We start from the raw sequence: 25,613 nt of genomic DNA, 5'->3' as shown, positions 1-25,613 counted from the left end.
GGCTTAGTTGGTTCTATTGCGGCTTTATCGCGAATAAGTCCTTTAAACAAAGGTAGTTCAAAATAACTGATAATTGCTGTCTCGGGCGGGCGGCTAACAGTTTGCCGATTTACGGGTTAGGTTATCAACACGTATTCATGGCTCAACAACCAAACAGCTCGTATGACAACCCAGGAACCACAATCTAAAGTCGAAACCCTATACACGGCTACGGTCAGCAACGTTGGCGGGCGCGAAGGCGACGTAAAATCGCTCGATGGCGTTCTGGAGCTGGATGTCCGCCGGCCTATCGAGATGCATGGCGAAGGAAAAGCCGCCAATCCGGAAATGCTGTTCGCTGCGGCTTACAGCTCATGCTACAACGGAGCGCTGATGGCTGTGGCCGAGCGCCGTAAAGTAATTTTGCCCCAGCACGCGGTAGAAGTCAGCATCTCGCTCAATAAAGACGGCAACAACATGTTCCTGTCCGGGAAGATCGTCGTGAAGGCGCCCGGCATGGATAAGGAGCAGCTGCAGCAGCTGGCCGAAACGGCTCATGCGGTATGTCCATACTCCAAAGCCGTTAAAGGCAACATGGACATGGCCATCGAAGTGATGATCTAGCCGACGGCAGTGTAATGAAAAAGGCCGGGCCAGCAGATCAACTCTGTTGGCCCGGCCTTTTTCTATGCGTGATCAGCCAACGGCGTCGTAGATCTGCACGCGTTCCCAGAGGTGGCGACAGCTGTCGACAAACGCCAGGTGAACCGGATGAACCTGGTAGGCATCGTGGGCCGCCTGGTCGGTGAAGACAAACGTCAGCGAGAAGGCGTAGGTGTGATCAATGACAGGGCGCCGGGTATCGGCCGGGGCGCCAATGTACGCAGCCGAGATGTCGCTTATTTCTTTGAGCGTTTCGAGACCAGCCCGGAGGGCGGTGCGGTCGTCCTGGCTTTCGGGGCGATTGAGCCAGAAGAATACGGTATGAACAAACATAGCATAAGTCGGTAAGTTGGCAAGTTAATCAGTCTGCCAGACTTTGCCAGTTTCCGGGTGCCCGACCTATCGAGTTGCCCACTAGTTAAACTTCTCCAGCTGTTTTACCAGGACGCCGAAGTCTTTCGGATAGGGAGCTTCGAAGGTATGTTCCGTACCGTCGAGCAGGGCAAACGTGAGCGAGTGGGCGTGGAGTGCTACCCGCTGAATCAGCGGCAGCTCTTCGGTACCCTGCTTCAGATTAAATTTCCGTTTCACGTCTGACAGAAACACGGGTTCTCCGCCGTAGGTCGGGTCGTTGACGATGGGCGCTTTGAGGCACATCAGGTGGACCCGGATCTGGTGCATTCGCCCCGTCACGGGCATACACTCGACGAGCGTTGTGGTTCGGTAGGCCTGCAGCGTATTGAAAATGGTTTCGGCTACTTTGCCTTTCTCCCGGTCAATCCGCACGGCGGTTCCGTCTTTGATGGGTGAGATGGGCAGGTATACCGAGATGCCCTCAAAATTATGAACGCCGTTTACAACGGCATGGTAGCGTTTAGTCACCTCGCGGTGCTCAAACTGCATGGCCAGGTGCCGGTAGGCATCGGGGTGTTTGGCGATAGCCAGTATGCCCGAGGTTTCTTTATCCAGCCGGTGGCCCAACTGCGCATCGGCGTGATAGGCCTTTGCCAGTCGGATAATACTCTGGCCGCTCCGGTCGGTGGTTCGCTCATCGAGCGAAGCCACGTGGGGCGGTTTGTTGATGAGTATGTAATCGTCGTTCTCAAAAACGATGAGTGATTCGAAGGATAGTTTCATGAATTGAGGGTTGTGGGTCTGCGTTCGTGATCAGGCGGCTGAGGGGTCAACGAATCCATAGATCGGCTCAACACGAAGCAAACACAAAAAGCCCCCTCCGATGCGGAAGAGGCTCGTGAATGCCGATGGTATCGACTTATAGCGACAGCGTACCGCGTTGGTAAGCCTTGCGGAGCGTTACTTCCAGACCGTTTTTGTTGATGGTCTTGATGGCCGATGTAGCCACACGAAGCGTAACCCACTCGCCGGTTGATTCGACGAAGAAACGCTTCTTCTGCAGGTTCGGATAGAACTTGCGCTTCGTTTTATTATTGGCGTGAGAAACGTTGTTTCCCGACCGCGTGCGTTTTCCTGTGATTTGACAAATTCTGGCCATTACCGTACTCGTTTTCCGTATGAGGGCGCAAAATTGGCTAATTTATTCATAATCTGCAACTCACTTCTCCTTTTTTTTATATCCATAGGGGCAGTGGCGGCAGCCGTTCTTGCAGCAATAGCCACGCTTGAGATGATAAGCCTCCGTAAAAACTACGAAGCCTTCGGGGGTGTAATAATAATCCTCATCGGCCAGGCCGGGGATCTTCTTTCTGGGTTGGTGGGGCAGCATCGCTTTTGGGCGTCTGTCAGAGAAGCCGTATTTTTGAGGGAAACCGACTGTTCAGTCAGTTGGTTGCAAAATAGGTCAGCTGATTTTAGTAATCGGCTGACAATTAACGGCTACACGTATGGATACATTGATTCCCACCACCTCGGCTACGGACCGGGCTATTGAGTTAGAGTGGCAGTACGGCGCCCACAACTACCACCCCATTCCGGTTGTATTATCGCGGGGAAAGGGCGTTTATGTCTGGGATGTCGAAGAAAAGCAGTATTTCGATTTCCTGTCGGCCTACAGTGCCGTGAGCCAGGGCCACTGCCACCCGCGTATCATCAACACGCTGATCGAGCAGGCACAGCGCCTGACGCTGACCTCGCGGGCTTTCTACAACGAAAAAGCCGGCCTCTGCGTCCGCTTTCTGTGCGAGTACTTTGGCTACGACAAAGCGCTGATGATGAACTCGGGGGCCGAAGCGGGCGAAACAGCGCTCAAACTGACCCGGAAATGGGCCTATAAAGTCAAAGGTATTCCGCAGAACCAGGCCAAAACCGTTTACGCAGCCGGTAATTTCTGGGGGCGTACGCTGGCCGCCATATCGTCGTCGACGGACCCGAGCAGTACCAACGATTTCGGTCCACTGCTGCCGGGCTATATCATTGTTCCGTATAACGACCTCAATGCGCTGGAAGATGCGTTCCGGAGCGACCCGAACATTGCCGGGTTCATGGTCGAGCCGATCCAGGGCGAAGCGGGGGTGCTGGTGCCTGACGAAGGGTACCTGCGTGGCGTTCGTGACCTCTGCACCCGCTATAACGTGCTCTTTATTGCCGACGAAGTACAAACGGGGATTGGCCGGACGGGTAAACGCATCTGCTGCGATCATGAAGACGTGAAGCCCGACCTGCTGGTGCTGGGTAAAGCCCTGTCGGGAGGAACCATGCCCGTATCGGCGGTGCTGGCTTCGGACGAGGTGATGCTGACCATCAAACCCGGCGAACACGGCAGTACCTACGGCGGCAACCCGCTGGCCTGCGCCGTAACGATCGAAGCCCTGAAGGTGGTAGAGGAAGAAAAACTGACCGAAAATGCCGCGGCCATGGGTGAGATTTTCCGGAACCGCATGACCGGGCTGATCCAGAAAACCGATCTGGTCAAAGCCGTACGGGGCAAAGGCCTGCTGAATGCCATCATCGTGGCAGAGCGTCCTCAGTTCGGCGACGAAACGGCCTGGGAGATCTGTATGAAACTCAAGGACAACGGCCTGCTCTGTAAACCTACCCACGGCGACAAGATCCGGTTTGCGCCCCCGCTCGTCATCAACAGCGAGCAGATGCACGAAGCCTGCGACATTATCGAAAAGACGATTCTGGATTTTTAGAAGCTGGAGCCAACGAGAAGGAGGACGCGTCGATCGACGTGTCCCCCTTCTCGTTGGTTATTCTCTTGAGACCGGCTGCCCATTTTTGAAGACGCCCGAGAACCGGGCGCCGTCGGCAAAGGTGTAGGTGCCTTTGCCGTTGGGTACGTTGCGGGCAAACCAGCCTTCGTACCGGTCGCCGTTGCGGTAGTAGTACACGCCGTAGTCGGTGCGGAGGTTGTCGCGGAAATTGCCCCGGTATTTCAGCTTCCCGTCGGGGTAGTATTCGGTGCCTTCGCCGTGTTTGTCGCCTTCTTCAAACTCGCCCACGTAGCGTTCGCGGGTTGGGTACACAAATACGCCCTTCCCGTCGGCACAGTCGCCCGAGACGCAGCCGACGGCCATACGTACGGGAGCCGCCGGGGCTTTAGCTACGACCGGTGGCCGCACAACGGGGGAGGTCATGCCCGAATTGGTAACCGGCCTGGGCGCAATAGCGGTGGCGGGTTTGCCGGCCAGTCGATTTTTGGGATACATCGCTTCGGCTTCGAGCCAGCCCTTGCGAATGGCGTCGATCCGGGCGGGTTTGGCGGGGTGGGTGGGAGTAGGGTGTTCGTTGCCCAGTGCCCGAACGGCCACCACCGATTCGTCCAGCGAGGCACCCAGCTGATGCAGCACGAAGCCCGAAAACTTATCGGCTTCTATTTCTTTCTGCGGCTGCCCGCCCCGACCATCGATGGTATGTCCCTGCAGGTGATGACCGATCTCGTGGGCCATGATGCTGATGGCCGACCAGTCGGTTTCGGTTTCTTCTTCGATGCCCTGCATGAAAGCCGCATCGTAGACGATAAACCGCTGCCCTTTCAGCACCGTAGCGAAACAGTTATCGGTGTTGGAACACTCTACCACCTTGAAGTTGCGCATCAGCCCGATGGGTCTGAGAATCCGGTCCACAACGCGTTCGGCGTGACCGTTAGAGGCCGTAGCCTGGTTGCAGACGACCTGCGGACTGGTACCCCGCCCGGTGTAGTTGCAGATAAAATTTTCGGGCCGGTTCAGGATGCCGGATGGCTGGGCCAATAGCGGGCCAGCAGCGACCACGCTCAATAAAAGGACTGATAGAGAGGATACCGCTTTCACTGTAAACCGGATGGGGTTATTCGTTCAACACGGCTGAATAACGACGGCGGTTTATACTTTATTGGCTGAAGCGGTTCTGGCTGTTATCGTGAGACACCGGCTGCGCTGATGGCCGTTCATTGGTCCTACTTAAAGACCTGCTTGCTGACTTTCCCTTTGGCGCCCACGGCATAGCAGGTACCCTTCAGGCAGGCTACGGCGTGGAACCCTTCGGTATCGAGCCGTTGCCAGGTCTGGCCCTGATCGGCCGATAGGCTGGTACCCGTCGGACCTACGACCAGCAGCCGGTCGCCGGGCAGTAGCGCCACGGCTTCTTTCAGGCCGGGCGGGTTGGTTTCGGTCAGCCGCTCCCAGGTCTGGCCCCCGTCGCGGGTGATGGCTGCGTTGGGGCCGGGCTGGCTCTCTGCTTTGTAATTGCCGCCTACGACCACTCCTACCTTCTCGCTGAAGAACCGCATGCCGAACAGGCCCGTTGCCTCACCGGCGGGCAGGGGCGTAGTGGCAACATTCCAGCTGCGGCCCCGGTCTCTTGACCGAAATACACGACCGCTCGTAGAACCGCCCGACGCAATCCAAACGTTGCGTTTACCCTGAACGACCAGGCTGGTACCGCTGGCGGCAAAAGCTGCTTCGCCGGGCTGCATGAGGGGCAGGTTCCCCGGTGGTACCGGCTGCCAGGACTGGCCACCGTTATCGGTCGTGAGAACCACCCATTTGTTATCGACCGGATCGCTGAAAACGATGCCGTGCTGTTTGTCCCAGAAATCCAGGCCGTCGAAAAATACGCCCGACTGCTGCGTCTGATACACCAGCGACCAGGTCTGGCCTGCATCGGTCGTTTTGTAGAGTCGGGCCTGTCCTTTCTCGGCCGGACCAGCGCTCATCAGCAAGGCCGTCTGGGCATCGATAGCCTGAACATCGCGGAAGTCGCAGTCCTGAGCGTTGGGAACGGTACCGGTTTGCCAGGTCTGGCCCCCGTCTGTGGTGCGAACGAAGGTGCCTTTTGAACCGCCCAGCCAGACAACATCGGGGCTGGCCATACTGACTGACCGGAAGTGGGCGTCGGTCTGTACCGATTGCGGTTGCCACTGCGCCAGTACAGACGTGATGGGGAGCAGAAACGCGAGAAGCAGGCTACTGAAAATCTTCATAAAACGGGTCTTAACACATGCGTGTAGCCGGTGGCCGGTTGGTCAGGGCGCTCAGGGGAGCCGGCCGGCGGGTGCCGTTTGCTGAACGGTGGCTTTGAGCCGTTCGATCTCCTGCTCCTGACTGCTGGCCTTGAAATAGTAATAGAGCCCCAGAATCAGGAAGACCTTTGAGAGAATGAATACCGCGATGAAGGCTGTACGCCAGTGTTTGTGTACCTGAATGTGGGTATTGCTGACCTCGACATCGATATAGGGTGATCTGGCTGGTTCGGGGGGCGGTGGCGGGGCCTGGGTGCGTTGCTGGGGTTCCCGCTTCTGAATTTCCGTACCGTTGATGCGCTGCCAGATGGCTGAGTCGAGGCTGGGTGGGGGCGGCACCGCGTTTTTTTGCAGATAGTGCTCGAGACCTGCTTCTACCTCTTCGATCTGCGCCACAAGATCAGGATCTTCGGCCAGTAGCCTTTCCAGCTCCTTTTTCTCTGCTTCGGTCGATAAACCCGCCAGATATGGCTTCAGGAGTGTATGGATCAAATAATGATTGGTAGACACAGATTCAGGAGAATTAGTACGGCGATGGGTAAGCTAAACAAATATCGCCAGTAATTACAACTAGTTGCATAACCACTTTATTACAAAATTTACTCCACTCAGGTTGTAGAATTTTGCGAAAATACGTCATAACGCGCTAATTAAGGCTCATACCGGCGTCGGATGCTGGTCGTCATGACCTGATAGATCTCCGACAGGCGGGGCTGATCGGTCAGTAACTGGAGGTGACTTTCAATGGTGCCCAGGTCGCCCCGGCGGGCCGGACCCGTCTGCACGTCGGCGGGGTTGTCGGCGGCAAGGGCTTTCCGAACGGTTTCGGTAATGAGCGGGCGGAGCAGATCGAACTCCAGTCCCTGGGTCGTGGTGAGGTCATGCGCCACCGCCAGCAGATGGTTGGTGAAGTTGCAGGCAAATACCGCCGACATGTGCAGCACCCGGCGTTCGTCGGAAGTGAGTACGTAGACCACGTCGCTGAGCTGCTGGCCTAGTTGAACCAGCGTTTCTTCCGTGGCGGTGTCGGCGGCTTCCAGGCAGAGCGGAATTTCGTCGAAGGGCATGAAGGTAATGCCACGGCTGAAGGTCTGCAGCGCGTAAAGAACTCCCGCCCGCACCGGAACGTCGCTGTATATACTGAGCCACTGACTCAGCGAATCGAGCGGCATACTGCCCGACGTATGAACGACCAGCGCATTTTCGGGGAGTACCAGCCGCGAGCAGACCGTTTCGAGCGCATCGTCCGGAACGGCCAGGACAAACAATTCGGATGGGCTATCGGCAAAATTCAGATCGGAGTGCGTGTGGGCGTCGTATAGGTTACTGACCAGCTGGCGAGCGTGCTGAAGCTGTCGGCTATATACCTCGTTGATGTGATGCCCCGCGTTTTCGAGGGCCGGGGCCAGATGCCAGGCGAGGTTGCCCGCACCGATGAACGAAATTTCCATGGTCAAGTATAGGATTTTTTTGGGTGAAGTAGAGTTTATGGATGTAATGTGGGCGCTAATCGGTGTTCGGTGTCGGCTCAACGCGCCTGTCAGCAAACCGCCCCTGGTACACGTTTGAATAAACAGCTCTTGAGAATAGTCGTTATCATTCCCGCCTTTAACGAAGAGAACTCGGTTGGTTCGGTGGTTCGTGACATTCCGGCCCATCTGGTCGACGAAGTAATCGTTGTTAACAACAACTCCAATGATCAGACAGCCGTAGAAGCGGCCCGCGCCGGAGCCACCGTACTGCACGAACCGATCCAGGGATACGGCCGTGCCTGCCTGCGCGGCATCGCCTATGCTCAGAATCGGCAACAAAAACCAGATGTTGTAGTTTTCCTTGATGCTGACTACTCCGACTACCCGGGCGAGATGCCGGACGTGGTAGCTCCGATTGCTGCGGGCACGGCCGATCTGGTGATTGGATCGCGGGCGCTGGGGCATCGGGAGTCAGGGTCGATGACACCCCAGCAGGTGTTCGGCAACTGGCTGGCAACCACCCTGCTGCGCTGGCTGTATGGCGTTCGCTACACGGACCTGGGCCCCTTCCGGGCTATCCGGTTCGATAGTCTGCTGGCGCTGGGAATGCGGGATACGACCTACGGCTGGACGGTAGAAATGCAGCTGAAAGCGGCCAAACAGGGGTTACGAACAACAGAAGTGCCCGTCAACTACCGCAAGCGAATTGGTTTCTCGAAAATATCGGGAACCGTGAAAGGAACGGTACTGGCTGGTTATAAGATCATTACAACTATATTTAAGTATTGGTGAGGGAACGGAACCGGGCTGAACGAATATGTGGACAAGAAACACGCCTATCACCCGACTCTGCCTGCCTACTCAACGTCACGACTGAATCAAAACGAACATGGAAGTGCTGGTGCTTATCCTATACGGGCTGGCGTTGATGCTGTTGTTTCTCTACAACTGCGGTCAGCTAAGCCTGATCATCATCTACCTGCGCACGGAGCGAAAACGGCGTGAGATGATCCAGTCGGCCGATCTGACGCAGCCCGACCGCCTGCCGCGCGTAACGGTGCAGCTGCCGGTCTATAACGAACTGTACGTGGTTGAGCGACTGATCGATGCCGTAGCAAAGCTTAACTACCCCAGCGATAAACTCGACATACAGGTACTCGACGACTCGACCGACGAAACGGTGGCGATCATTGCGGCCAAGGTAGCCGAATACCAACGGCGGGGGCTCGACATCGAGCACGTGCGCCGACCCGAGCGGAAAGGATTCAAGGCGGGGGCGTTAGGCTACGGTCTCGAATTTGCCAAAGGCGAGTTCATTGCCATCTTCGACGCCGACTTTGTTCCCGACCCCGATTTTCTGCTCAAAACCGTTCCGCACTTTGCCGATCCTAAAGTGGCAATCGTACAAACGCGCTGGGAGCACCTGAACGAAGACTTTTCGCTCATGACCCAGCTGCAGGCGTTTGGGCTCAACGCCCACTTTACGATTGAGCAGAGCGGCCGGTATGCGGGTGGGTTTCTAGCCAATTTCAACGGGACGGGGGGCGTCTGGCGGAAGGTAGCCATTGCCGACGCGGGTGGCTGGCAGAGCGATACCCTGACCGAAGACCTCGACCTCAGCTACCGGGCGCAGCTGCGGGGCTGGAAATTCGTATATCGGCAGGACGTTGGGTCGCCCGCCGAGCTGCCGGTGGCCATGAACGCGCTGAAGTCGCAGCAGTACCGCTGGATGAAGGGCGCGGCCGAGTGTGCCCGCAAGCTGTTCGTCAAGGTCCTCCGTACACCGGGCGTGTCCTTATCCGTCAAGATTCATGCGTTTTACCACCTGTTCAGCAGCGCTACCTTTATTCTGGTTCTGGTGCTGGGCGTGATGAGCGTACCGCTGATCTATATCCGTAGTCGGCACCCGGAGTGGGAGTGGGTGTTTTTTATCATCAATCTGTTCCAGTTTAACCTGCTGATTCTGCTGTCGTTCTACGGCATTCCGTTCTGGCTGCTCAAGCGCGAAAGTCCGGCTAAACTGGGCTGGTATTTCCCCATGTATTCGTCGCTGATGATGGGCTTGTCGCTGCACAATACCATTGCGGTTATTGAAGGCTATATAGGTCGCAAAACGCCTTTTGTGCGCACGCCCAAGTTCAACGTCAAAGCCGCTACCGACAGCTGGGCGGCTAACAAGTACGTTAGTCGGCAGCTGAGCTGGCTCACCATGGCCGAAGGCCTGCTGATGTTGTATTTTCTGGGCGGGCTGGTGCTGGCGTTCTACGTCCAGGATTTTCGGATGTTTTTCCTGCACATCATGCTGATGGTCGGGTTCGGGATGGTCTTCGTATATTCGCTCGTCCACGCGGGGCGCCGTCCGGTCGGTCAGCCGGTTGCTCCCCCGCCGTTGCGGACGGTGAGCGCATGACCGTAACTCCTCTTCGTATTGGCTGGCTGGTGGTTTCGGCTGCGGCCTATCTGACACTGGCGTATGCCATACCCCGTCAGGAATTCGGTCTGCTGATCGGGTTGCTGACGGGCTTATTTTTGGGGTATGCGCTGGTTGTCCGGCGTGCCGCAGCGGGGCCGGTCGATCGGTTTCTGTTCGCGTCGGCTATTGGTTTTCGGCTGCTCCTGCTGCTGAGTATACCCTGCCTTTCTGACGACGTATACCGGTTCGTGTGGGATGGGCGGCTGCTGGCCCATGGATTCAACCCGTACCTCTATCTGCCTGCTGCGCTGCCCGGCACCGACATCGCTGCCGCGGCCGGGCTGAACGAGACGCTATTCCGGCAGCTGAACTCACCCGGCTATTTTACCGTATACCCGCCGTTTAACCAGGCGTTGTTCGGCGTGGCGGCCTGGCTGTCGGGCAATAGCCTGCTCTGGAATGTGATCTGGCTTCGGCTACCGATTCTGCTGAGTGAAATCGGCACCCTGTGGCTGATGGCGACGCTGCTGCGTCGGCTGGGTTACCCGCCCAATCTGGCGCTGCTGTACGGCCTCAACCCGCTCGTTATTCTGGAGCTGACCGGCAACCTGCACGTCGAAGCCGTTATGATCTTTCTGGTTCTGCTGGCGGTCTGGTGGCTGGTGCAGGATCGGTGGGTTATGTCGGCGGGGGCGCTGGCGCTGGCGGTGGCTACCAAACTCCTGCCGTTGCTGCTGATCCCGCTCGCCGTTCGCTGGCTGGGCTGGCAGCGGGGCCTGCGCTACGCTCTGCTGACGGGCTTGTTTACCGCCCTTCTGTTTGCGCCCTTCGCCAGCCTCGATCTGGCCCGGAATGTGTTTTCGAGTATCAATCTCTACTTCCAGAAATTTGAGTTCAACGCCAGTGTGTATTACGTGCTGCGGGCCATCGGGTACTGGATCAGGGGCTACAACGCCATCGGGTTGATCGGGGCCTGGCTGTCTGTCACCACCACGTTTAGCCTGCTCTGGATTGCGTTTGCCTGGCGCCGGGTGCCCGTAGCGAGCCAGCTGCTGGCCTCACTGACGCTTTATTTTGCCTTCGCCACCACCGTGCATCCGTGGTATCTGGCCTCGCTGGTGGCGGCTGCGGTCTTTACCCGGTTCCGGTATCCGCTGGTCTGGTCGGCGCTGGTGCCGCTGTCGTATCATACCTACCGAACCCCGGCCTATCAGGAGAACCTCTGGCTCACGGCGCTCGAATACACCCTCGTACTGGCGGTGATGATCGCGGAGATCCGGCAGCCGGCAAAGCCCGAAAAAAAAGCCATCGGCCTGTCGACCAATGGCTTTTCGGAACCAGCCTGAGCCAGCTTAGAACGAATACCGGGCGCCGAGTTGTACCGAGTAGGGCGTTCCGTTTTTCTGCGTTGTACCTACGTTTTCGTTGACCCGATAGGTGTACTGGCGGGTGGCGGGGTTGAAGCCCGTTGGGACCAGCAGCGTCTGGTTGCTGAGGTTGAAGTTACCGCCCCAGTTGCGGGCCGATGTGGCTTCGGTGCCTTTGGTCGTCACGCCATCCAGCGTTTGCCCCAGGAAGTTGGCGAAGTTGAACACATCGACCGATAGCTCCAGCTTCTGGGTCCTGAACGTTTTGAACACCTTCGAGAGCCGCACATCAAACGTGCCTGAGAAGGGGTTTTCGCCCCCGTTGCGGTTGGCAATGGTGCCGAGGCTGCTGCGAATGTAGTCGGCGGCCCGGTTGTCGGGGTTGTCGAGGACGCGCTGCATGGACGTCCGAACGGCCTGGGCCACTTCCGGACTGTTCGGGTTGAAGACAAACGCCAGGTCGTTGTCGTTGCCGGGCCCGCCTACGAAGTCGCCGTTGATATCGCCGTCGACCAGCAGCGAGTAGCGCGTTCCACCCAGACCCGTGAACCGGACGCTGAGCACCAGACCGGCCACCGATGGGGTAGAGCCGTAGGCCACGAGTTTGTGCCGGAACTGGTTGTCGGAGTAATTGATCTCGTCCAGGCTGCGCGGGTCGCTCTTGACCGGCCGGAAGGTAGAGGTATTGGCTACGTTGCCGTTGTAGGAAGTGTTGTCGCGGGCATCGTTCCAGGTGTAGCTGAATGCCAGCGACCCATCGCGCGGCAGCCGGATTTCACCGTCGAGTACCAGCGAGAGGGTCTGCAGTTTGGCCCCGTTGGTGAGCATGAGCGTACGACCCACGGCCTGCGTCTTACGCCCCAGTACGTTGTTGGTCTGGCCGCTGTTGGGCGCAATGCTGCTGGCCGGCACGAACACCGCCCGGTTGGCTTCGTTGCTCAGGGTAAAGGCGGGCTGATCGACCAGGTTCTGATCGATATATACGTAGTTGTTGACCGTGCGCGTATAGAGTAGGTTGGCGCCTAGGCGAACGTTATCGCCCAGAAAACGGCTGTACGAAATATTGGCTTTGTAGATCGTCGGCACCTGGAAGTTGGGGTCGTTGAGGTTAATGGTCGAAACGACGCTGGCGCCCGCCGGTACGCCCGGCGCGGTGCTGGGGTCGCGCCGGTACGAGACGAAGTCGGGGCGCGGTACGGGGTTGGGCAGGCTCGGGTTAGCCGGCCGCGTTACGTCGATGGCCGCTACTTTGGTGCCGGTGTTCTGGATGTTGTTGACCTGGGCGTAGTTGATGACGTAGGCCGAGAAAGCCCCACCGCCAATCCGGAGAATATCGCGGTTTTTGTTGCCCGGGTTCCAGGTCAGCTGAAACCGCGGCTGAATATTGTTCCAGTCGGTCGGGTTGGCGTCGGTGCGCAGCCCCAGTTCCCGCTCCACCACCGGGTTGTAATCGCCCCTGGTCAGGTAGCTGGTCATGTCCCAGCGCAGACCCGCCTGTACGGCCACGTCGGGGTGCGGGTTGAACTGCACCTGCCCAAACAGCGATGCGTTCAGCACGTACTGCTGCACCGACGGAATGCCGTTGGTGGGCACTTCGCGGGCGTATCGCGACGGATTCAGGTTGTTGAACTCACTCAGGCTGTTGAAAATGAACCGCCCGTTCTGCTCGTTCGAGATATACGTGTCCAGATAGGTCAGCGTATTGTCGGTACCGAAGGCGAAGTTATACCGGCCTTTGTTCCAATAGAGGGTGTTGGCCAGCTGAATCTGGTTTTCCATGTTCCGCTCCGGGGTGAACCGCTGTCCGCCCAGCTGCACCGAGGTTGTGGCCGTGCGGTTGTTGGGCAGCAGCGACCGTACCGTCACGATGGCCCGCGGAATGTTGGCCGATGGCAGCAGGCTGTTGGCTTCGTAGTTCCGGGTGGCATGCTGGTACTGTACTTTCAGTTCGTTGATCAGCGTCGGTTTCAGGGTCGAGCGGAGCGATACGAGGGTGCTGTTTTCCAGCGATTTAAAACTACCGTAGACCTCAAACAGGTTAATGGCCGAGTTGTCGTTGTTGCTGTTGGGGTTGTTCCAGTTGCTGAAGTTGTTCCGGATCGTCAGTACGTTCTTCGGGTTAATCTGCCAGTCGAGCCGGGTAAAGAGCGTATTGGCTACCGTTTGCCGGTTAAACTCGCCCACCTGCTGGGTGTTGCTCAGGCCGTATTTCTCGCGGCCAATCGTAATGACGCTGTCCAGAACGGCCTTGCTGATGCCGAGGGCAATGGCGTCTGCGTCGGTCCGGATGTCGGCAATGTAGAACGGGGCCGACTCGGTTTGCCGGTCCAGCGCCACAAAATAGTGCAGCTTGTCTTTGATAATCGGACCACCGAGGCTGAAGCCGTACTGGAAGCGCGAAAAATCGACCGTGCGCACGTTGCCCCGGATGTCGCGCGGGCTCGACAGGCCGTCGGCGTTGTAATAGGTAAACGCGGTCCCCGTAACGGTATTCGTACCCGATTTGGTAACAACGCTGACCGACCCGCCCCCCTGGCGTCCTTTGGTGACGTCGTAGTCGTTGGTGCTGATCTCGAACTCGCGAATGGCTTCGAGCGAGAGCGAATACGGTCCGCTGCCGAGCGCCCCACTGGTCAGGTTGTTGCGAGCACTGGCCCCGTCGATGAGGTAGTTGGTCGACGACGGAAGCTGACCGCCTACACTACCGCCGTTACTCAGGGGCGACAGGGCCAGCAGGTTGGTAAAACTCCGGTTGTTAACGGGTAGTTTGGCAATGTTATCGGCTGTTATGGCGGTGGTGGCGCCAAGCCGGTCGACGCGGTTTTTAAGGGCGTTTTCGGTAACGCGGATTTCCTGGAGCTCGCTGGCATTTTCGGTCAGGTCGAAGTTGACCGTGAGCTGGTCGCCCTGGTTGATGCGGTAGCCGGTGCGGGACTGGTTAGCGAAGCCGACGTACGAAACGGTAAGGGTGTAGGGACCGCCGAGGGGTGTTTGCCGGATAATGAACCGACCGTCTACGTTCGATACGGTGCTGGTCTTAAACCCGGTCGATTCGTTGCGGGCGGTAATGGTGGCGCCGGGCAGGGGTTGCCCATCGGCTGCTTTGATAATTCCAATGATACTGGCATCGGTTGTTTGCCCGTATGTGCTGTTAAAGCACATTAGTAAACTGCCTAGAGCAAGGCTGAATAAATACGCTAGATGTTTCCTCATGACCTGGGTAGCTGGTTGGTTCTGACTTGCAAAAGTCAGTTAGCCTGTCAGGAGGGGTATGTTAAAAGTTAACGCCTTTTCAACTGTTTACACTGGCTTCATACACGAACAGAAATGTTAACAAACCGCCACCGGTTCGGCCGACTCTTTCAGCTTTCTCGACATGGTCTGGCGGGTCGTACCGGTGAGGTCGGCCAGGTCCTGGAGCGATAACAGGCTGAAAACGTCCAGGTTTTTCGGTTCGCCGTAGGCCACGGGTTTGTCGTATTCCCGGCGGAGGTTGACCAGGCGGGTTTCAATATCGCCACGGGTCATGTGAAGCAGGCGGGTTTCGGCTTTCCACCACCGCCGAACCACGCTGGCGTTGAACCAGTCCGACATGAAGGGGTCGTGGATAATCAGGTGCCTGAAATAAACCGTATCGATCGATACGACCACCAGCCGGGTCAGGGCCTTGGCAAATTCGAAGAACTCGATACCGTTGCCGAGGTAGTTCAGATCGCCGAAAAACTCGCCGGGTTGTAGCACATCGTAGGTAACCCGCTCGCCCTCGGTCGAGTAGCTGCCAATTTTCACGACGCCCTTATCGATCAGGTGAATATGGGTTTGCGGATCGCCGGGCTGGTAAACGAACGCCCCTTTGTCGAAGGTCCGGATGCGTACCTGGTTGAACGCATGGGCCTGACTGAGTAAATATTGCTGTACCGTTGAGCCGTTCATAGAAACTGGTTCGTTGCTCCCGCCAGAACGCAACCAGGCTGCTCCGGCGGTAATGGAGCAACTAAAATACGAACAAAGACCGCCAGAACGGATGGGTTAATAATATGATAACAGACCCGGTCGGCTGCCCGGCCACTCTATCGGACTCTGCCGTTGCGGCTGGCCGGCACAGGAGCCTCTCTGTTACAGCTTCAGCCGTATGCCTGCCTTGTTTAACCGGCCTGTTACCCAGGCGCAGAGGATGGCAAACAACAGGGACTTGAGCAGACCGACGCCCCCGATCAGCAGCCCGTCAGGCAGATGAATAGCCAGTACCGTCGTGAAGGCGTAGGCGAAATACGGCAGGAGATAGCAAAGTAAGGTGTCGGTGCCGGCGGGTTTGATCAGGGTAAACCAATGGGCTTTTTTGCCCACATCGGCGAGCCAGTAGATCGCCGTGAAGGCCAGCAGCGTAAACGCACTGCACAGAAACAGCCAGGCGGGCGTAGCGCCCAGCTTGCTCAGCCCCCAGAAAGGCCGGGTGTATACCGAGAGGGCGATTAGCCCCGCCGAGATCAGCAGAAAAATCAGCGTCATCCGGTTGATGTCGGCCTGGCTATGGTACCGCCGAAAGAGCGTTGCGGCTACCACGCCCCCCATGGTAAGGCCAACCAGCGTGCCTCCGCTGATAGCACCGGGAATGGTCCGGACCAGGTCGGGCAGCAGACCCGCCTGGTCGGCCATACTCAGCAGGGCGAAACCGACCCAGGCCAGTATCAGAACGGGCAGCTGGTCATGAGCGAAAACCGTAACCAGAGCCGCGGCCAGATACGACCAGCCAATGAGCCCCAGAATGCCCCACCAGTGGGTTTCGAACCGGCTCAGCTCCGCGTCACCACCCCGGTATACGAAGGCCAGCACCAGCAGACAGCCAATACCGGTTACTTTGCCAAGACTGGCTGCCCAGGCCGGCCAGGTTTTGGGATAGGCGTTCCAGATCAGGATGAACGACAGACACGACAGCGTATTCCAGACCACCCGCTGCAATCCCGTGGCGGCTTCGTTGATCGACTCACCGTTGACCAGAAAGACACCCATAACCAGCAGTGCCACCGACCGGCTGATCACGTGACCAACCAGCGCCCTGTCGCTACTGCCTTTCTTACGCCGGGCATCGACGGCATACGGCAGCGACATGCCGACGATGAACAGAAAGGCCGGAAAAACGGTATCGGCTAGACCAATGCCGTCAACGCCCTGAGGTACGTGTTCAAGCCAGGCCGGAATAGCCGTCAGCGACCACAGATCGTTGACGAAAATCATCAGGACCATGGTTACGGCCCGCAGCAGGTCGATGGCCGTAACCCGTACCGGCGCGTCGGAGACGGTTGTGGGTAGCAGGTGGCTTGTTTCTGGCTGGGTCATGTGGCGTGTCGACGGTTTAGGCATCCGTATAAGTATAGTATCCCTAAAGGTATACTGATTAAGCTAAGGCAAGCGATGCTGCCCTGGCCACCCCGATGCTACACTACAGCTTTCGATACATGATATAGGCATTCGTGTAGCCCCATTGCGCGTGGTTAAATGCCTCCGGAATCTCGCCGATGATGGCAAATCCGAGTTTTTTCCATAGCCGAACAGCCCGCTCGTTGCTCTTGACAACTATATTGAACTGGAGCGCTCTGTAGCCCAGTCTTTGGGCTTCCTGAATGGAGTAGGTTCCCAGCTGATGGCCTATACCCCGACCCTCATGCCCGGAAGAAACCATGTAGGAGGCATTGGCTATGTGTGAGCCCAGATCTACCTGATTGTCTTTCAGGATGAACGTTCCTGCCACGTTACCATCAACAACGGCTACGTACGTATGCTTGTCGTGCCCATACCAATAGGTCAGCATCGTTTCTCTCGACGAATTGGGCGCAAAGCAGTACGTGTCGCCTGTGGCTATTACCTCTTTTATGATGAGCCAGATGGCTTCCTGATCATCAGCGGTGGCCTTACGGATTTCAATCATTGTAGTTACAGGTGGATGTATGGCAGTTCATTATGTATAAAAGCACAACTGAGACGTACAACGAGTCTGGAAAAGTACAGGCTACTACCGTTGATACGCGTTGAGCCATAGGCTGAGGACCGCCGGGTCGCGCAGGGCTTTCAGATCGCTCTTTACGGTTTTGAGGGCCCGTTTCAAGGCGCGAATGTCGCTGGCGAGGCTGTATTCCAGATTCAGCGTCGAGTTGAGCAGTACGGCCGGTTTGCCGAAGATAGACGCCAGCTGGCTCCTGATCCGGGCCAGTTCATCGTTCAGCTCGTCGGCCTGCTGTTTCAGAATGCGGTTGTAGTACCGAAGCTGCTCATCGACGAGCGTGTCGAGCTGCTGCTGATCGATGCGGTTGAACTCCAGCTGGAGCCGGAGCAGGGCCATGAGGTCGCTTTTTTCGTAGGCTTCCGTTACCCGTTGCATGATAGTGTTCTTGCGCTCCTTCTCGGCTTCGTCGGGCTCGCGGTCGGGGTGAAACGTTTTTACCAGATCCATATACAGCGTCCGAACGGCTTTGGTGCTGTTTCGTTCGTCGAGCTGGCGTTTGGCGTCGCGAGCCTGCTTTTTGGCCGATTTCGCTTTCTGGTTCGCTGGGTCGCCGGGCGGTGGGCCGGCAGACGGCTCTTCGGCTGGCTGGGCCGGTTCCGATTCGGTTGAGATGTCATCGTCGGTGCTCCTGTTGCCCGGGTCGTATTTGTCGAGCAGGGGGCGGAGGTCATCCAGGCCGTGTTCATTCACGAGTTCGTCGGCCAGGGTTATGATCTGGTCGATCAGTTTACGCCGTTCCGATCGGGTAGTTTCGGGGCGGTCGCAGGCCCGGTCAAACAGCCGGACCAGCTCGGCCCGCTGCTGGTTGTAGCTGTGCAGCAGCGGCAGGTACTCGGCCCGCAGGCGTTGCTGCAGCGTATGAGCCGATGTCCGGAGGGTAGCGATCTCGGCTTCGAGGGTGCTGATGGTCTCGGTGAGCCGGTTAAACTCCCGCTGCGCTTTCGAGTGACTGGAGTTGTCGGTGCCGGGGCGGGCAATCCGAATAAGTTGAGATGAAGGAGCCTGCGCCATAAACCAGCCATGTGTGATGAACCGTACAAAAGTACCGATTTGCGTATATTGCTCCCTTACTCCCAGAATCGACCTGCTATGAAAAAAACAATTACGCTTCTCTTCAGTCTCGTTGTGGCTACTGTCCAGGCGCAAAACGCCGACTCGGTTGCCATCCGATCTATTTACAACGAAACCCTGGCCCACGGCAAATCCTACGAATGGCTGCGGCACCTGACCAAACAGATTGGCCCCCGCCTGAGTGGCTCGACTGGTGCCCAGAAAGCCGTCGACTGGACCAAACAGCTGATGGAGCAGCAGGGTTTTGATCGGGTATTTTTGCAGGAAGTGATGGTGCCGCACTGGGTACGGGGCGCTAAAGAAGAGGCCTACTTCCGCATCGGGTCAAAGAAAACAACGGTTCCCATTGCTGCGCTGGGTGGCTCGGTCGCTACCAGCCCCAAGGGAGTCGAAGCGGGGGTTATTGAGGTCAAAAGCTTCCCCGAACTGCGGGCACTTGGCGCCGAAAAGGTCAAAGGCAAGATCGTGTTCTTCAACCGGCCCATGGACCCGACCAAAATCAACACTTTCGAGGCCTACAGCGGGGCGGTTGAGCAACGCGCCAACGGGGCTACCGAAGCGGCCAAACTGGGCGCGGTGGGCGCTATTGTACGGTCGATGGCCAGCAACGCCGACGATAGCCCCCATACGGGCGGTATGCGCTACGCAACCGGTGTTCCCCTGATTCCGACGGCGGCCGTCAGCACCAACGGGGCCGACCTGCTCAGTAAATCGCTCAAAGAAAACCCGGGTCTGACGTTCTATTTCAAACAGAACTGCGAGTCGCTGCCCGATGCCAAATCCTATAACGTGGTGGGCGAACTGCGCGGTAGCGAGAAACCCGACGAAATCATCGTCGTGGGCGGCCACCTCGACTCCTGGGACCTGGCCGAAGGGGCGCATGACGACGGTTCGGGCTGCGTACAGGCCATTGAAGTGCTGCGGGTAATGAAAGCGCTGGGCTACAAACCAAAGCGGACAATCCGGGCGGTTATGTTCATGAACGAAGAGAACGGGCTGCGGGGCGGTGTCAAGTACGCCGATCTGGCAAAACAGAACAACGAAAAGCATATAGCGGCCGTCGAGTCCGACAATGGTGGCTTTACCCCGCGCGGATTCGGTATTGTCGGTACGCCCGCCCAGCGCGCCAAAGTAGACCCTTGGAAACCGCTGCTGGCTCCCTATGGCCTGGCCGAGATTGGCGCCGGTAGCGGTGGTGCCGACATTGGCCCGCTGGCGCAGCTCGGTACGGTGTTGTTCGGCTTTAAGCCCGACTCACAGCGCTACTTCGATTATCACCACGCGTCGGTCGATACCTTCGAAACCGTCAGTAAGCGGGAGCTGGAGCTGGGCGCTGCTTCGATGGCGGCTCTTGTATACCTGCTCGATACGCACGGCCTGTAGGCACAGATACCCTGCTTAGCCTAACCCCTGAAACGTCTTGCTGTAGACGTTTCAGGGGTTTTTGTTGCCAGATAAACAGCCGTTTTCGGGGGTGAGCCGTGTATCGAAGACATGGCAACGGGTTGTCAGGTGTTTTCGTTGCGGCTGGTTCTGATACCCCGGTCCCAGCGGGGCCAGATGTAAGATCAGGCGGATATTTTCTAGTGACATACCGCCCCTACCGGGACTTGATGGGGTAAATCAGGTGATTCGTGGGCGAATAACAAACCCCGGCGGGGTGAGCTGTTCGTAGAAACGCTGGGTGCTCTCCACCGATAAAGCCCCGTAGGGTCGTAATACGCTCCTGTAGAATTCTCGCAGGGAAAATCTCCCGATTGGTGAAAGGCCGTGACTAGTTAAAATTTGTCTAAAATCAATATAATGTATTGTAGAAATGTTTATAATTAGATATATGTTTTGAAAAATTTTGTGTGGACAGAATAATGTTAAAGTTGCTTTTTGTAGCATTGTAGACTGGTAGGGTTTCACGCGCTGGCTGGCCCTGCCACATAATGCCTTTATCGTACCGGTACGCTCAGCCATACTTTTCTGTCTTTCCCTATGCGTCGACTTCTCCTGGTTCACATCCTCATTTCCTTGCTGGTTAGCGTTCATCGTCCGGTGTCTGCTCAGTCGGTTCCTGACCAGCCAGCGTCTGCAACTATGGCCGCTTCGGTCATGAAAGCCATGCAATGGCGGCTGGTTGGCCCTTTTCGGGGTGGTCGATCGGTAGCCGTGGCGGGGCATCCGACCGAGCGGCTGGTGGCCTACATGGGTACAACAGGCGGTGGCGTCTGGAAAACCGAAAATGGCGGCATCACCTGGCAGAACATATCCGACGGTTTCTTTCGGATGGGGTCGGTGGGGGCCATTGCGGTAGCCCCGTCAAACCCGAATATCATATACGTTGGTATGGGCGAGCATACGCTGCGGGGCAACCTGGCGCCCGGCGATGGCGTGTATAAGTCGACCGACGCGGGCAAAACCTGGACCCATGTCGGCCTGACCGATACCCAGCACATCGGCTCGGTACTGATCGACCCGACCAACCCCGACATCGTCTACGTAGCCGCGCTCGGCCACGCCTTCGGACCCAACGAAGAGCGGGGCGTTTTCCGCACTCAGGACGGCGGAAAGACCTGGAAAAAGGTACTTTACAAAAACCCCAATGTAGGCGCCATCGACCTGACCATTGACCCCACCAATCCGAAAACCCTGTATGCGTCCACCTTCGAGTTTCGGCGGTTCCCGTGGGGTGTTCGCAGCGCGGGGCCGGGGGCCGGTATTCATAAGTCGACCGATGGCGGCACCACCTGGACCGACATTACCCGCAATACCGGCTTACCGACCGGCACGAACCGGGGCCGTATCGGGCTGGCGCTGTCGCCCTCGAAACCGAACCGGATCTGGGCTATTATCGAAGCGGAAAACGAACAGACCGGCGTTTACCGGACCGACGATGCCGGCGCGACCTGGCAGCTGGTCAGCCAGTTTGCCGATCTGTTTCAGCGGCCCTGGTACTACCACCACCTGACCGCCGACCCGAAAAACAGCGAAACGATCTGGGTGCTGAATATCAATATGTGGAAGTCGACCGATGGCGGCAAGTCGTACAAACGCGTCGATACACCTCATGGCGACAACCACCAGCTCTGGATCGACCCGACCGATACCAACCGGATGGTACAGGTTAACGACGGGGGCGGCACGCTGACCTACGACGGCGGCAAATCCTGGTCGACCATCTATAATCAGCCCACGGCCCAGATGTACCACGTCATTACGGACAACAAATTTCCGTACCGTATCTATGGCGCCCAGCAGGATAACTCCACCATTTCGATCCCCAGCCGGTCCGACTACGGCGCCATTTACCCGGATCAGAACTACGATGTGGGCGGGGGCGAATCGGGTTATATAGCGTTCGACAAAAACGACCCCACCGTAATTTTTGCGGCTAACCACCACTGGCTGACCCGGCTCAACCTGAAAACCAACCAGCTCAAAGACGTGTCAGTCATACCGGACGATATGTACGGCTACGGCTCGGCCGATCTGGCCTACCGCTTTCAGTGGACCTACCCCGTTATGGTATCGCCCCATAATCCGAAAGTGCTATACGCTACTTCGCAGTACGTACACCGCTCAACTGATCAGGGCGCGAGCTGGCAGGTGATCAGCCCCAACCTGTCCCGCTCCGACCCGGCCACCCTCGAAAAAACGCCCACACTCGACGATCAGTCGATTGGTAAGGACTGGGGGCCCATCAAACGCGATAATACCGGGGTCGAGTGGTACGGGACCATTTTCGCCATGGCCGAGTCGCCGGTGAAGCCCGGGGTGCTATGGACAGGGTCAGACGATGGCTACGTGCAACTGTCGCTCGATAATGGCAAAAGCTGGAAAAACGTCACCCCCCGCGACATGCCCGCCTTTGCCCGGATCAGCATCATCGACGCGTCACCCCACAGTCCGGGAACCGCCTACGTTGCCGCCCTCAAATACAAACAGGATGACTACCGGCCTTATCTCTACAAAACCAGCGACTACGGAAAAACCTGGACCAAAATCACGCAGGGCATTCCCGACGACGATTATATGCGGGTGATCCGCGAAGATCCCCGGCGCAAGGGCCTCCTCTACGCCGGGGGCGAAAAGGGGCTGTATGTCTCATTCAACGATGGCGGCAACTGGCAGTCGATGCAGCTCAATCTGCCGCTGGTTCCGATCCATGATCTGGCCATTCAGGATAACGATCTGGTAGCGGCTACCCACGGCCGGTCGTTCTGGATTCTGGACGACCTGACGCCCCTGCACCAGTTCACCGATGCGGTACGGAAGTCGGCTGTGCATCTGTTCAAACCCCGCCCAACCGTCCGGTTCAAGGCTGGTATGGACCCGGCCATAAAACCCGTACCGAATGGCGATACGGAGCTGGGCAAAAATCCGCCCAATGGCGTCCGCGTTGTTTATTACCTGGCTGAGACGCCTAAAACCCCGATTTCGCTGGCTTTTCTGGATGCCAGCGGGCAGGTGATCAAGTCGTTCAGGAGCAGCGCGGCCGTTGCTACAGCGCCCCGGTCAGCATCGGCAACGGGTCGCAAGGATTCGGCGGGGGTGGCTGAGATGCGGCAGCCTGCACCCCCCGCCCGGCGGGAAATCAGTTTGCCGGCTTCGGCTGGCGGCAATGCCTTTGTTTGGGAAGACATGCGGTATCCCGATCCCATCGCGCTCCCTAACTCGGTTACCCACGGTCGGGCGCGGGGGCCGCTGGCCATGCCGGGAACCTATAAAGTACAGCTAACGGTCGACGGTAAAACCTACACCCAGGATTTTGAGATTGTAAAAGACCCCCGCATTGAAACAACCCCCGAGGAGTTCAGGCAGCAGTTCGATCTGCTCATCAAGATTCGGGAGCGGCTCAACGAACTTCGGAAAGGGGTCTTGTCGATCCGGCAGATGCGGCAGCAACTCGACAGCGCCTACCAGACGACGAATGATCAGGCGGTGAAAGAACTCAAAGACCAGCTGCTCCGGATCGAAGACGAGCTCTACCAGTCTAAAGCGAAAGCCACCCAGGATCTGACCAATCACCCCGTTCGGCTGAATACCAAATTCACCGCGCTGGGCGGTTTCGTGGAGTCCGACGATTCGAAGCCGACTCAGCAGCAGGGCGAGCAGTACAACGCGCTGTCGAAGAGCCTGGCCGAGCAGCTCAAAAAGCTGGACACGCTGAAACCGGCCATCCAGCGCAAACTCCGGCCAACGGGATAATCCGGCAGCGGCTACGACCGGCAGACTCTACAGTCCCGGTATCTGTACCCGACCGGGCCGCCGTTACGGGATAGTGAAGGACATTGCCAAACTAGAAGAAGCGACAGTATGATTATTCTTATTTTATCTATAAATGCAGATTTATAGTTTGTAAAAACTCATAATGAAGATGTTTTATTTTGCTTAAAGCCTTGATAGTCTTGGTTTTATTCTGTATTTAGCTATGGCTTTAACAGGGCATCTTGTGTCTTCACTTTCAGTAACATGTACATATGGATCGTCGGCATTTTTTGTACGCAGCAGGCCTGGGTTCGGTAGCCATGACCTCCGGTTGTGTGCCCAGCGCCAGAAAGTCGCAACCCCCCGTATTTCAGGTGCCCAGGCTGAGGCTTTCCCGAGACCGGATTGTCAAGGAAACCGTTGGGCTACGGCCGTTCCGGGCGTCGGGGCCCCGGATCGAAAAAGAGATGCTGGGCAACAAAACCATTGTTCACAATTACGGCCATGGCGGCAGTGGCTGGTCGCTCTCGTGGGGAACGGGCCATCTGGCCCGGGAGCTGGTGCTGGCAACGGGCGTGAAAAAAGTAGCGCTGCTGGGTAGCGGCACGGTCGGACTGGCCACGGCCCGGCTGTTGCAGGAAAAAGGGTGCGAAGTCACAATCTATACCAAAGACCTGCCCCCCAACGTCACGAGCAGCTTAGCCACAGGAACCTGGTCACCGGCCTCGCGCGTGTGTGATCCTAAGGTGGCGACGGCCGCGTTTCGGCAGCAGTGGGAAGCGGCTACCCGCTACTCGTTCCGGACCTTTCAGTTTCTGCTCGGCATGAACGACATCGCGGCCTGGGTCGATGAATACAACGTCAGCCATCAGCCACCAACGGGCCAGCCCGACCCGTCGCTGGGGGGAGAGGTGTTTCATCTCGACGGGCTGGTGCCGGAACGGCAAACGCTGAGTCGCCGGCAGCATCCGTTCGGCGCTCCGTATGTCACGTGGCGCTCAAACATGATGTTCAACATCCCGAGTTACCTGCACTATCAGCTGAGTACGTTCATGATGCTGGGGGGGAAGCTGACCATTCGGGAAATCAAAACCCTCGAGGATATCGACGCCCTGCCCGAGACCTGCGTGGTCAACTGCATGGGGCTGGGTGCCAAAGCTATTTTCAACGATGAGGAGCTGACCCCCGTATCGGGCCAGCTGGCGTGTTTGATCCCGCAGAGCGAAGTAACCTACAAACTGAACGTGCCGGGGGCTAACATCATCTCCCGCAAAGATGGGATCTACCTGGGCGGCAATGGGCTGGTGGGCAACTGGGACACAACCCCAAAACGGGAGTATACCGAAAAATGGGTCGATGTTATTCAACAGGTCATGAACGAAATGCGCCACGCATGAAAAAAAGCATTACTTCACTGGGCATCTGCCTGTTTCTGCTGGTTGGTCAGCTACGGGCTCAGTCGGCGGAGGCCAAACTCAAAAGCCTGGGTATCGAGCTGGCTCCGCCTGCCAAATCACTGGCCAATTACATCAAAGCGGTACGCACCGGCAATCTGGTATTTCTCTCGGGCCACGTCTCGAACCGGCCCGACGGCACGGGCATAACGGGCAAACTCGGTAAAGACCTGGCCACGGAACAGGGCTACGAAGCCGCCAAACTGTGCGCCATCGCGCTGCTGTCGTCGCTCAAAGCCGAGATAGGCGACCTCGGCAAGGTAAAGCGGGTGGTCAAAGTGCTCGGCATGGTGAATTCGACCCCCGAGTTTACCGATCAGCCTAAAGTGGTCAACGGCTGCTCCGATCTGCTGGTAGCCGTATTTGGGGAGAAAGGCAAACACGCCCGCTCGGCGGTAGGCCTGGCTGCGTTGCCGTCTAATTATGCCGTGGAGATCGAAATGGTGGTCGAAATCGAGTAGGGGACCGACGCTACCGAGCAGCCCACCACTATCAGCCGACGGGTCGTTCTCAACTAAACCAGCCGGGCCGTTGTCACCCGCCTGACCAAAAAAAGTAAGTCTGTCCGTACCGTA

Annotated in this window: 22 protein-coding genes; 9 read left to right on the top strand and 13 right to left on the bottom strand. The window is 57.5% G+C overall.

Going from position 1 to position 25,613, the window contains the following annotated elements; translation table 11 throughout:
- Positions 1-162: 162 nt before the first annotated feature.
- Positions 163-603 carry an Ohr family peroxiredoxin gene (locus B1C80_RS18065; RefSeq protein ID WP_077922603.1) on the top strand — a complete coding sequence of 147 codons (441 nt, stop codon included), beginning with the start codon at positions 163-165 and terminating at the stop codon, positions 601-603.
- Between the two features lie 72 nt (positions 604-675).
- On the opposite strand, the gene B1C80_RS18060 is transcribed toward B1C80_RS18065, so the two are convergent.
- The 4 genes from B1C80_RS18060 to B1C80_RS28445 all read right to left on the bottom strand — a co-directional run bounded on the left by B1C80_RS18060 (position 676) and on the right by B1C80_RS28445 (position 2,386).
- Positions 676-975, bottom strand: a complete 300-nt coding sequence (locus tag B1C80_RS18060) for a Dabb family protein (protein WP_077922602.1) — start codon at positions 973-975, stop codon at positions 676-678.
- Between the two features lie 81 nt (positions 976-1,056).
- The gene (locus tag B1C80_RS18055) at positions 1,057-1,779 is read right to left on the bottom strand and encodes an RluA family pseudouridine synthase (RefSeq protein ID WP_077922601.1); all 723 of its coding nucleotides are present in this window, start codon (positions 1,777-1,779) and stop codon (positions 1,057-1,059) included.
- Positions 1,780-1,915: 136 nt separating this feature from the next.
- Positions 1,916-2,155, bottom strand: coding sequence for a 50S ribosomal protein L28 (gene rpmB, locus B1C80_RS18050; RefSeq protein ID WP_077922600.1), 240 nt, complete (start codon positions 2,153-2,155; stop codon positions 1,916-1,918).
- 60 nt (positions 2,156-2,215) lie between these two features.
- Complete coding sequence (locus B1C80_RS28445; protein ID WP_170315653.1) at positions 2,216-2,386, bottom strand: DUF5522 domain-containing protein; 171 nt, start codon at positions 2,384-2,386, stop codon at positions 2,216-2,218.
- A gap of 118 nt (positions 2,387-2,504) precedes the next feature.
- On the opposite strand from B1C80_RS28445, the gene rocD reads away from it, so the two are divergent.
- Positions 2,505-3,755 carry an ornithine--oxo-acid transaminase gene (gene rocD, locus B1C80_RS18045; RefSeq protein ID WP_077922599.1) on the top strand — a complete coding sequence of 417 codons (1,251 nt, stop codon included), beginning with the start codon at positions 2,505-2,507 and terminating at the stop codon, positions 3,753-3,755.
- Positions 3,756-3,812: 57 nt separating this feature from the next.
- Here the strand turns inward: rocD and B1C80_RS18040 are convergent, their stop codons facing one another.
- The 4 genes from B1C80_RS18040 to B1C80_RS18025 form a co-directional block, all read right to left on the bottom strand.
- Positions 3,813-4,835 carry a M48 family metalloprotease gene (locus B1C80_RS18040; RefSeq protein WP_236648826.1) on the bottom strand — a complete coding sequence of 341 codons (1,023 nt, stop codon included), beginning with the start codon at positions 4,833-4,835 and terminating at the stop codon, positions 3,813-3,815.
- Positions 4,836-4,999: 164 nt separating this feature from the next.
- On the bottom strand, positions 5,000-6,025 hold the full coding sequence (locus tag B1C80_RS18035; RefSeq protein WP_077922597.1) for a YCF48-related protein: 1,026 nt from the start codon (positions 6,023-6,025) through the stop codon (positions 5,000-5,002).
- Positions 6,026-6,076: 51 nt separating this feature from the next.
- Positions 6,077-6,556 carry a hypothetical protein gene (locus tag B1C80_RS18030; RefSeq protein WP_139361680.1) on the bottom strand — a complete coding sequence of 160 codons (480 nt, stop codon included), beginning with the start codon at positions 6,554-6,556 and terminating at the stop codon, positions 6,077-6,079.
- A gap of 158 nt (positions 6,557-6,714) precedes the next feature.
- Positions 6,715-7,515, bottom strand: coding sequence for a Rossmann-like and DUF2520 domain-containing protein (locus tag B1C80_RS18025; RefSeq protein ID WP_077922595.1), 801 nt, complete (start codon positions 7,513-7,515; stop codon positions 6,715-6,717).
- A gap of 129 nt (positions 7,516-7,644) precedes the next feature.
- Between B1C80_RS18025 and B1C80_RS18020 the strand changes: the two genes are divergently transcribed.
- The 3 genes from B1C80_RS18020 to mptB all read left to right on the top strand — a co-directional run bounded on the left by B1C80_RS18020 (position 7,645) and on the right by mptB (position 11,295).
- On the top strand, positions 7,645-8,328 hold the full coding sequence (locus B1C80_RS18020; RefSeq protein WP_170315655.1) for a glycosyltransferase family 2 protein: 684 nt from the start codon (positions 7,645-7,647) through the stop codon (positions 8,326-8,328).
- Positions 8,329-8,425: 97 nt separating this feature from the next.
- The gene (locus B1C80_RS18015; protein WP_077922593.1) at positions 8,426-9,946 is read left to right on the top strand and encodes a cellulose synthase family protein; all 1,521 of its coding nucleotides are present in this window, start codon (positions 8,426-8,428) and stop codon (positions 9,944-9,946) included.
- The gene (mptB, locus tag B1C80_RS18010; protein WP_077922592.1) at positions 9,943-11,295 is read left to right on the top strand and encodes a polyprenol phosphomannose-dependent alpha 1,6 mannosyltransferase MptB; all 1,353 of its coding nucleotides are present in this window, start codon (positions 9,943-9,945) and stop codon (positions 11,293-11,295) included. The genes B1C80_RS18015 and mptB overlap by 4 nt, the downstream gene beginning before the upstream one ends.
- A gap of 6 nt (positions 11,296-11,301) precedes the next feature.
- Here the strand turns inward: mptB and B1C80_RS18005 are convergent, their stop codons facing one another.
- The 5 genes from B1C80_RS18005 to B1C80_RS17985 form a co-directional block, all read right to left on the bottom strand.
- Complete coding sequence (locus B1C80_RS18005; RefSeq protein ID WP_236648825.1) at positions 11,302-14,478, bottom strand: carboxypeptidase-like regulatory domain-containing protein; 3,177 nt, start codon at positions 14,476-14,478, stop codon at positions 11,302-11,304.
- A gap of 168 nt (positions 14,479-14,646) precedes the next feature.
- Positions 14,647-15,249, bottom strand: a complete 603-nt coding sequence (locus tag B1C80_RS18000; RefSeq protein ID WP_077922590.1) for a Crp/Fnr family transcriptional regulator — start codon at positions 15,247-15,249, stop codon at positions 14,647-14,649.
- 183 nt (positions 15,250-15,432) lie between these two features.
- A complete protein-coding gene (locus B1C80_RS17995; protein WP_077922589.1) occupies positions 15,433-16,653 on the bottom strand; it encodes a DUF5009 domain-containing protein in 1,221 nt (406 codons plus the stop codon).
- Between the two features lie 103 nt (positions 16,654-16,756).
- Positions 16,757-17,242, bottom strand: a complete 486-nt coding sequence (locus tag B1C80_RS17990) for a GNAT family N-acetyltransferase (RefSeq protein WP_077922588.1) — start codon at positions 17,240-17,242, stop codon at positions 16,757-16,759.
- An 84-nt stretch (positions 17,243-17,326) separates the two neighbouring features.
- Entirely contained in the window at positions 17,327-18,328 is a 1,002-nt protein-coding gene (locus tag B1C80_RS17985) for a hypothetical protein (RefSeq protein WP_077922587.1), read from the bottom strand.
- Between the two features lie 78 nt (positions 18,329-18,406).
- Between B1C80_RS17985 and B1C80_RS17980 the strand changes: the two genes are divergently transcribed.
- From B1C80_RS17980 to B1C80_RS17965, 4 genes are all read left to right on the top strand, one after another.
- Positions 18,407-19,771, top strand: coding sequence for a M20/M25/M40 family metallo-hydrolase (locus B1C80_RS17980; protein WP_077922586.1), 1,365 nt, complete (start codon positions 18,407-18,409; stop codon positions 19,769-19,771).
- Positions 19,772-20,371: 600 nt separating this feature from the next.
- On the top strand, positions 20,372-23,584 hold the full coding sequence (locus tag B1C80_RS17975) for a glycosyl hydrolase (RefSeq protein ID WP_077922585.1): 3,213 nt from the start codon (positions 20,372-20,374) through the stop codon (positions 23,582-23,584).
- 272 nt (positions 23,585-23,856) lie between these two features.
- On the top strand, positions 23,857-24,981 hold the full coding sequence (locus B1C80_RS17970; protein WP_077922584.1) for an FAD-dependent oxidoreductase: 1,125 nt from the start codon (positions 23,857-23,859) through the stop codon (positions 24,979-24,981).
- On the top strand, positions 24,978-25,499 hold the full coding sequence (locus B1C80_RS17965; RefSeq protein ID WP_077922583.1) for a RidA family protein: 522 nt from the start codon (positions 24,978-24,980) through the stop codon (positions 25,497-25,499). Before B1C80_RS17970 ends, B1C80_RS17965 begins: the two co-directional genes overlap by 4 nt.
- Positions 25,500-25,613: the final 114 nt, after the last annotated feature.

Origin of the sequence: Spirosoma sp. 209 (assembly GCF_002006735.1) — a bacterium.
Taxonomy (GTDB): Bacteria; Bacteroidota; Bacteroidia; order Cytophagales; family Spirosomataceae; genus Spirosoma; species Spirosoma sordidisoli.
Note: the sequence above shows the minus strand (reverse complement) of the source record. Positions and strands in the feature narration are given on the sequence as shown.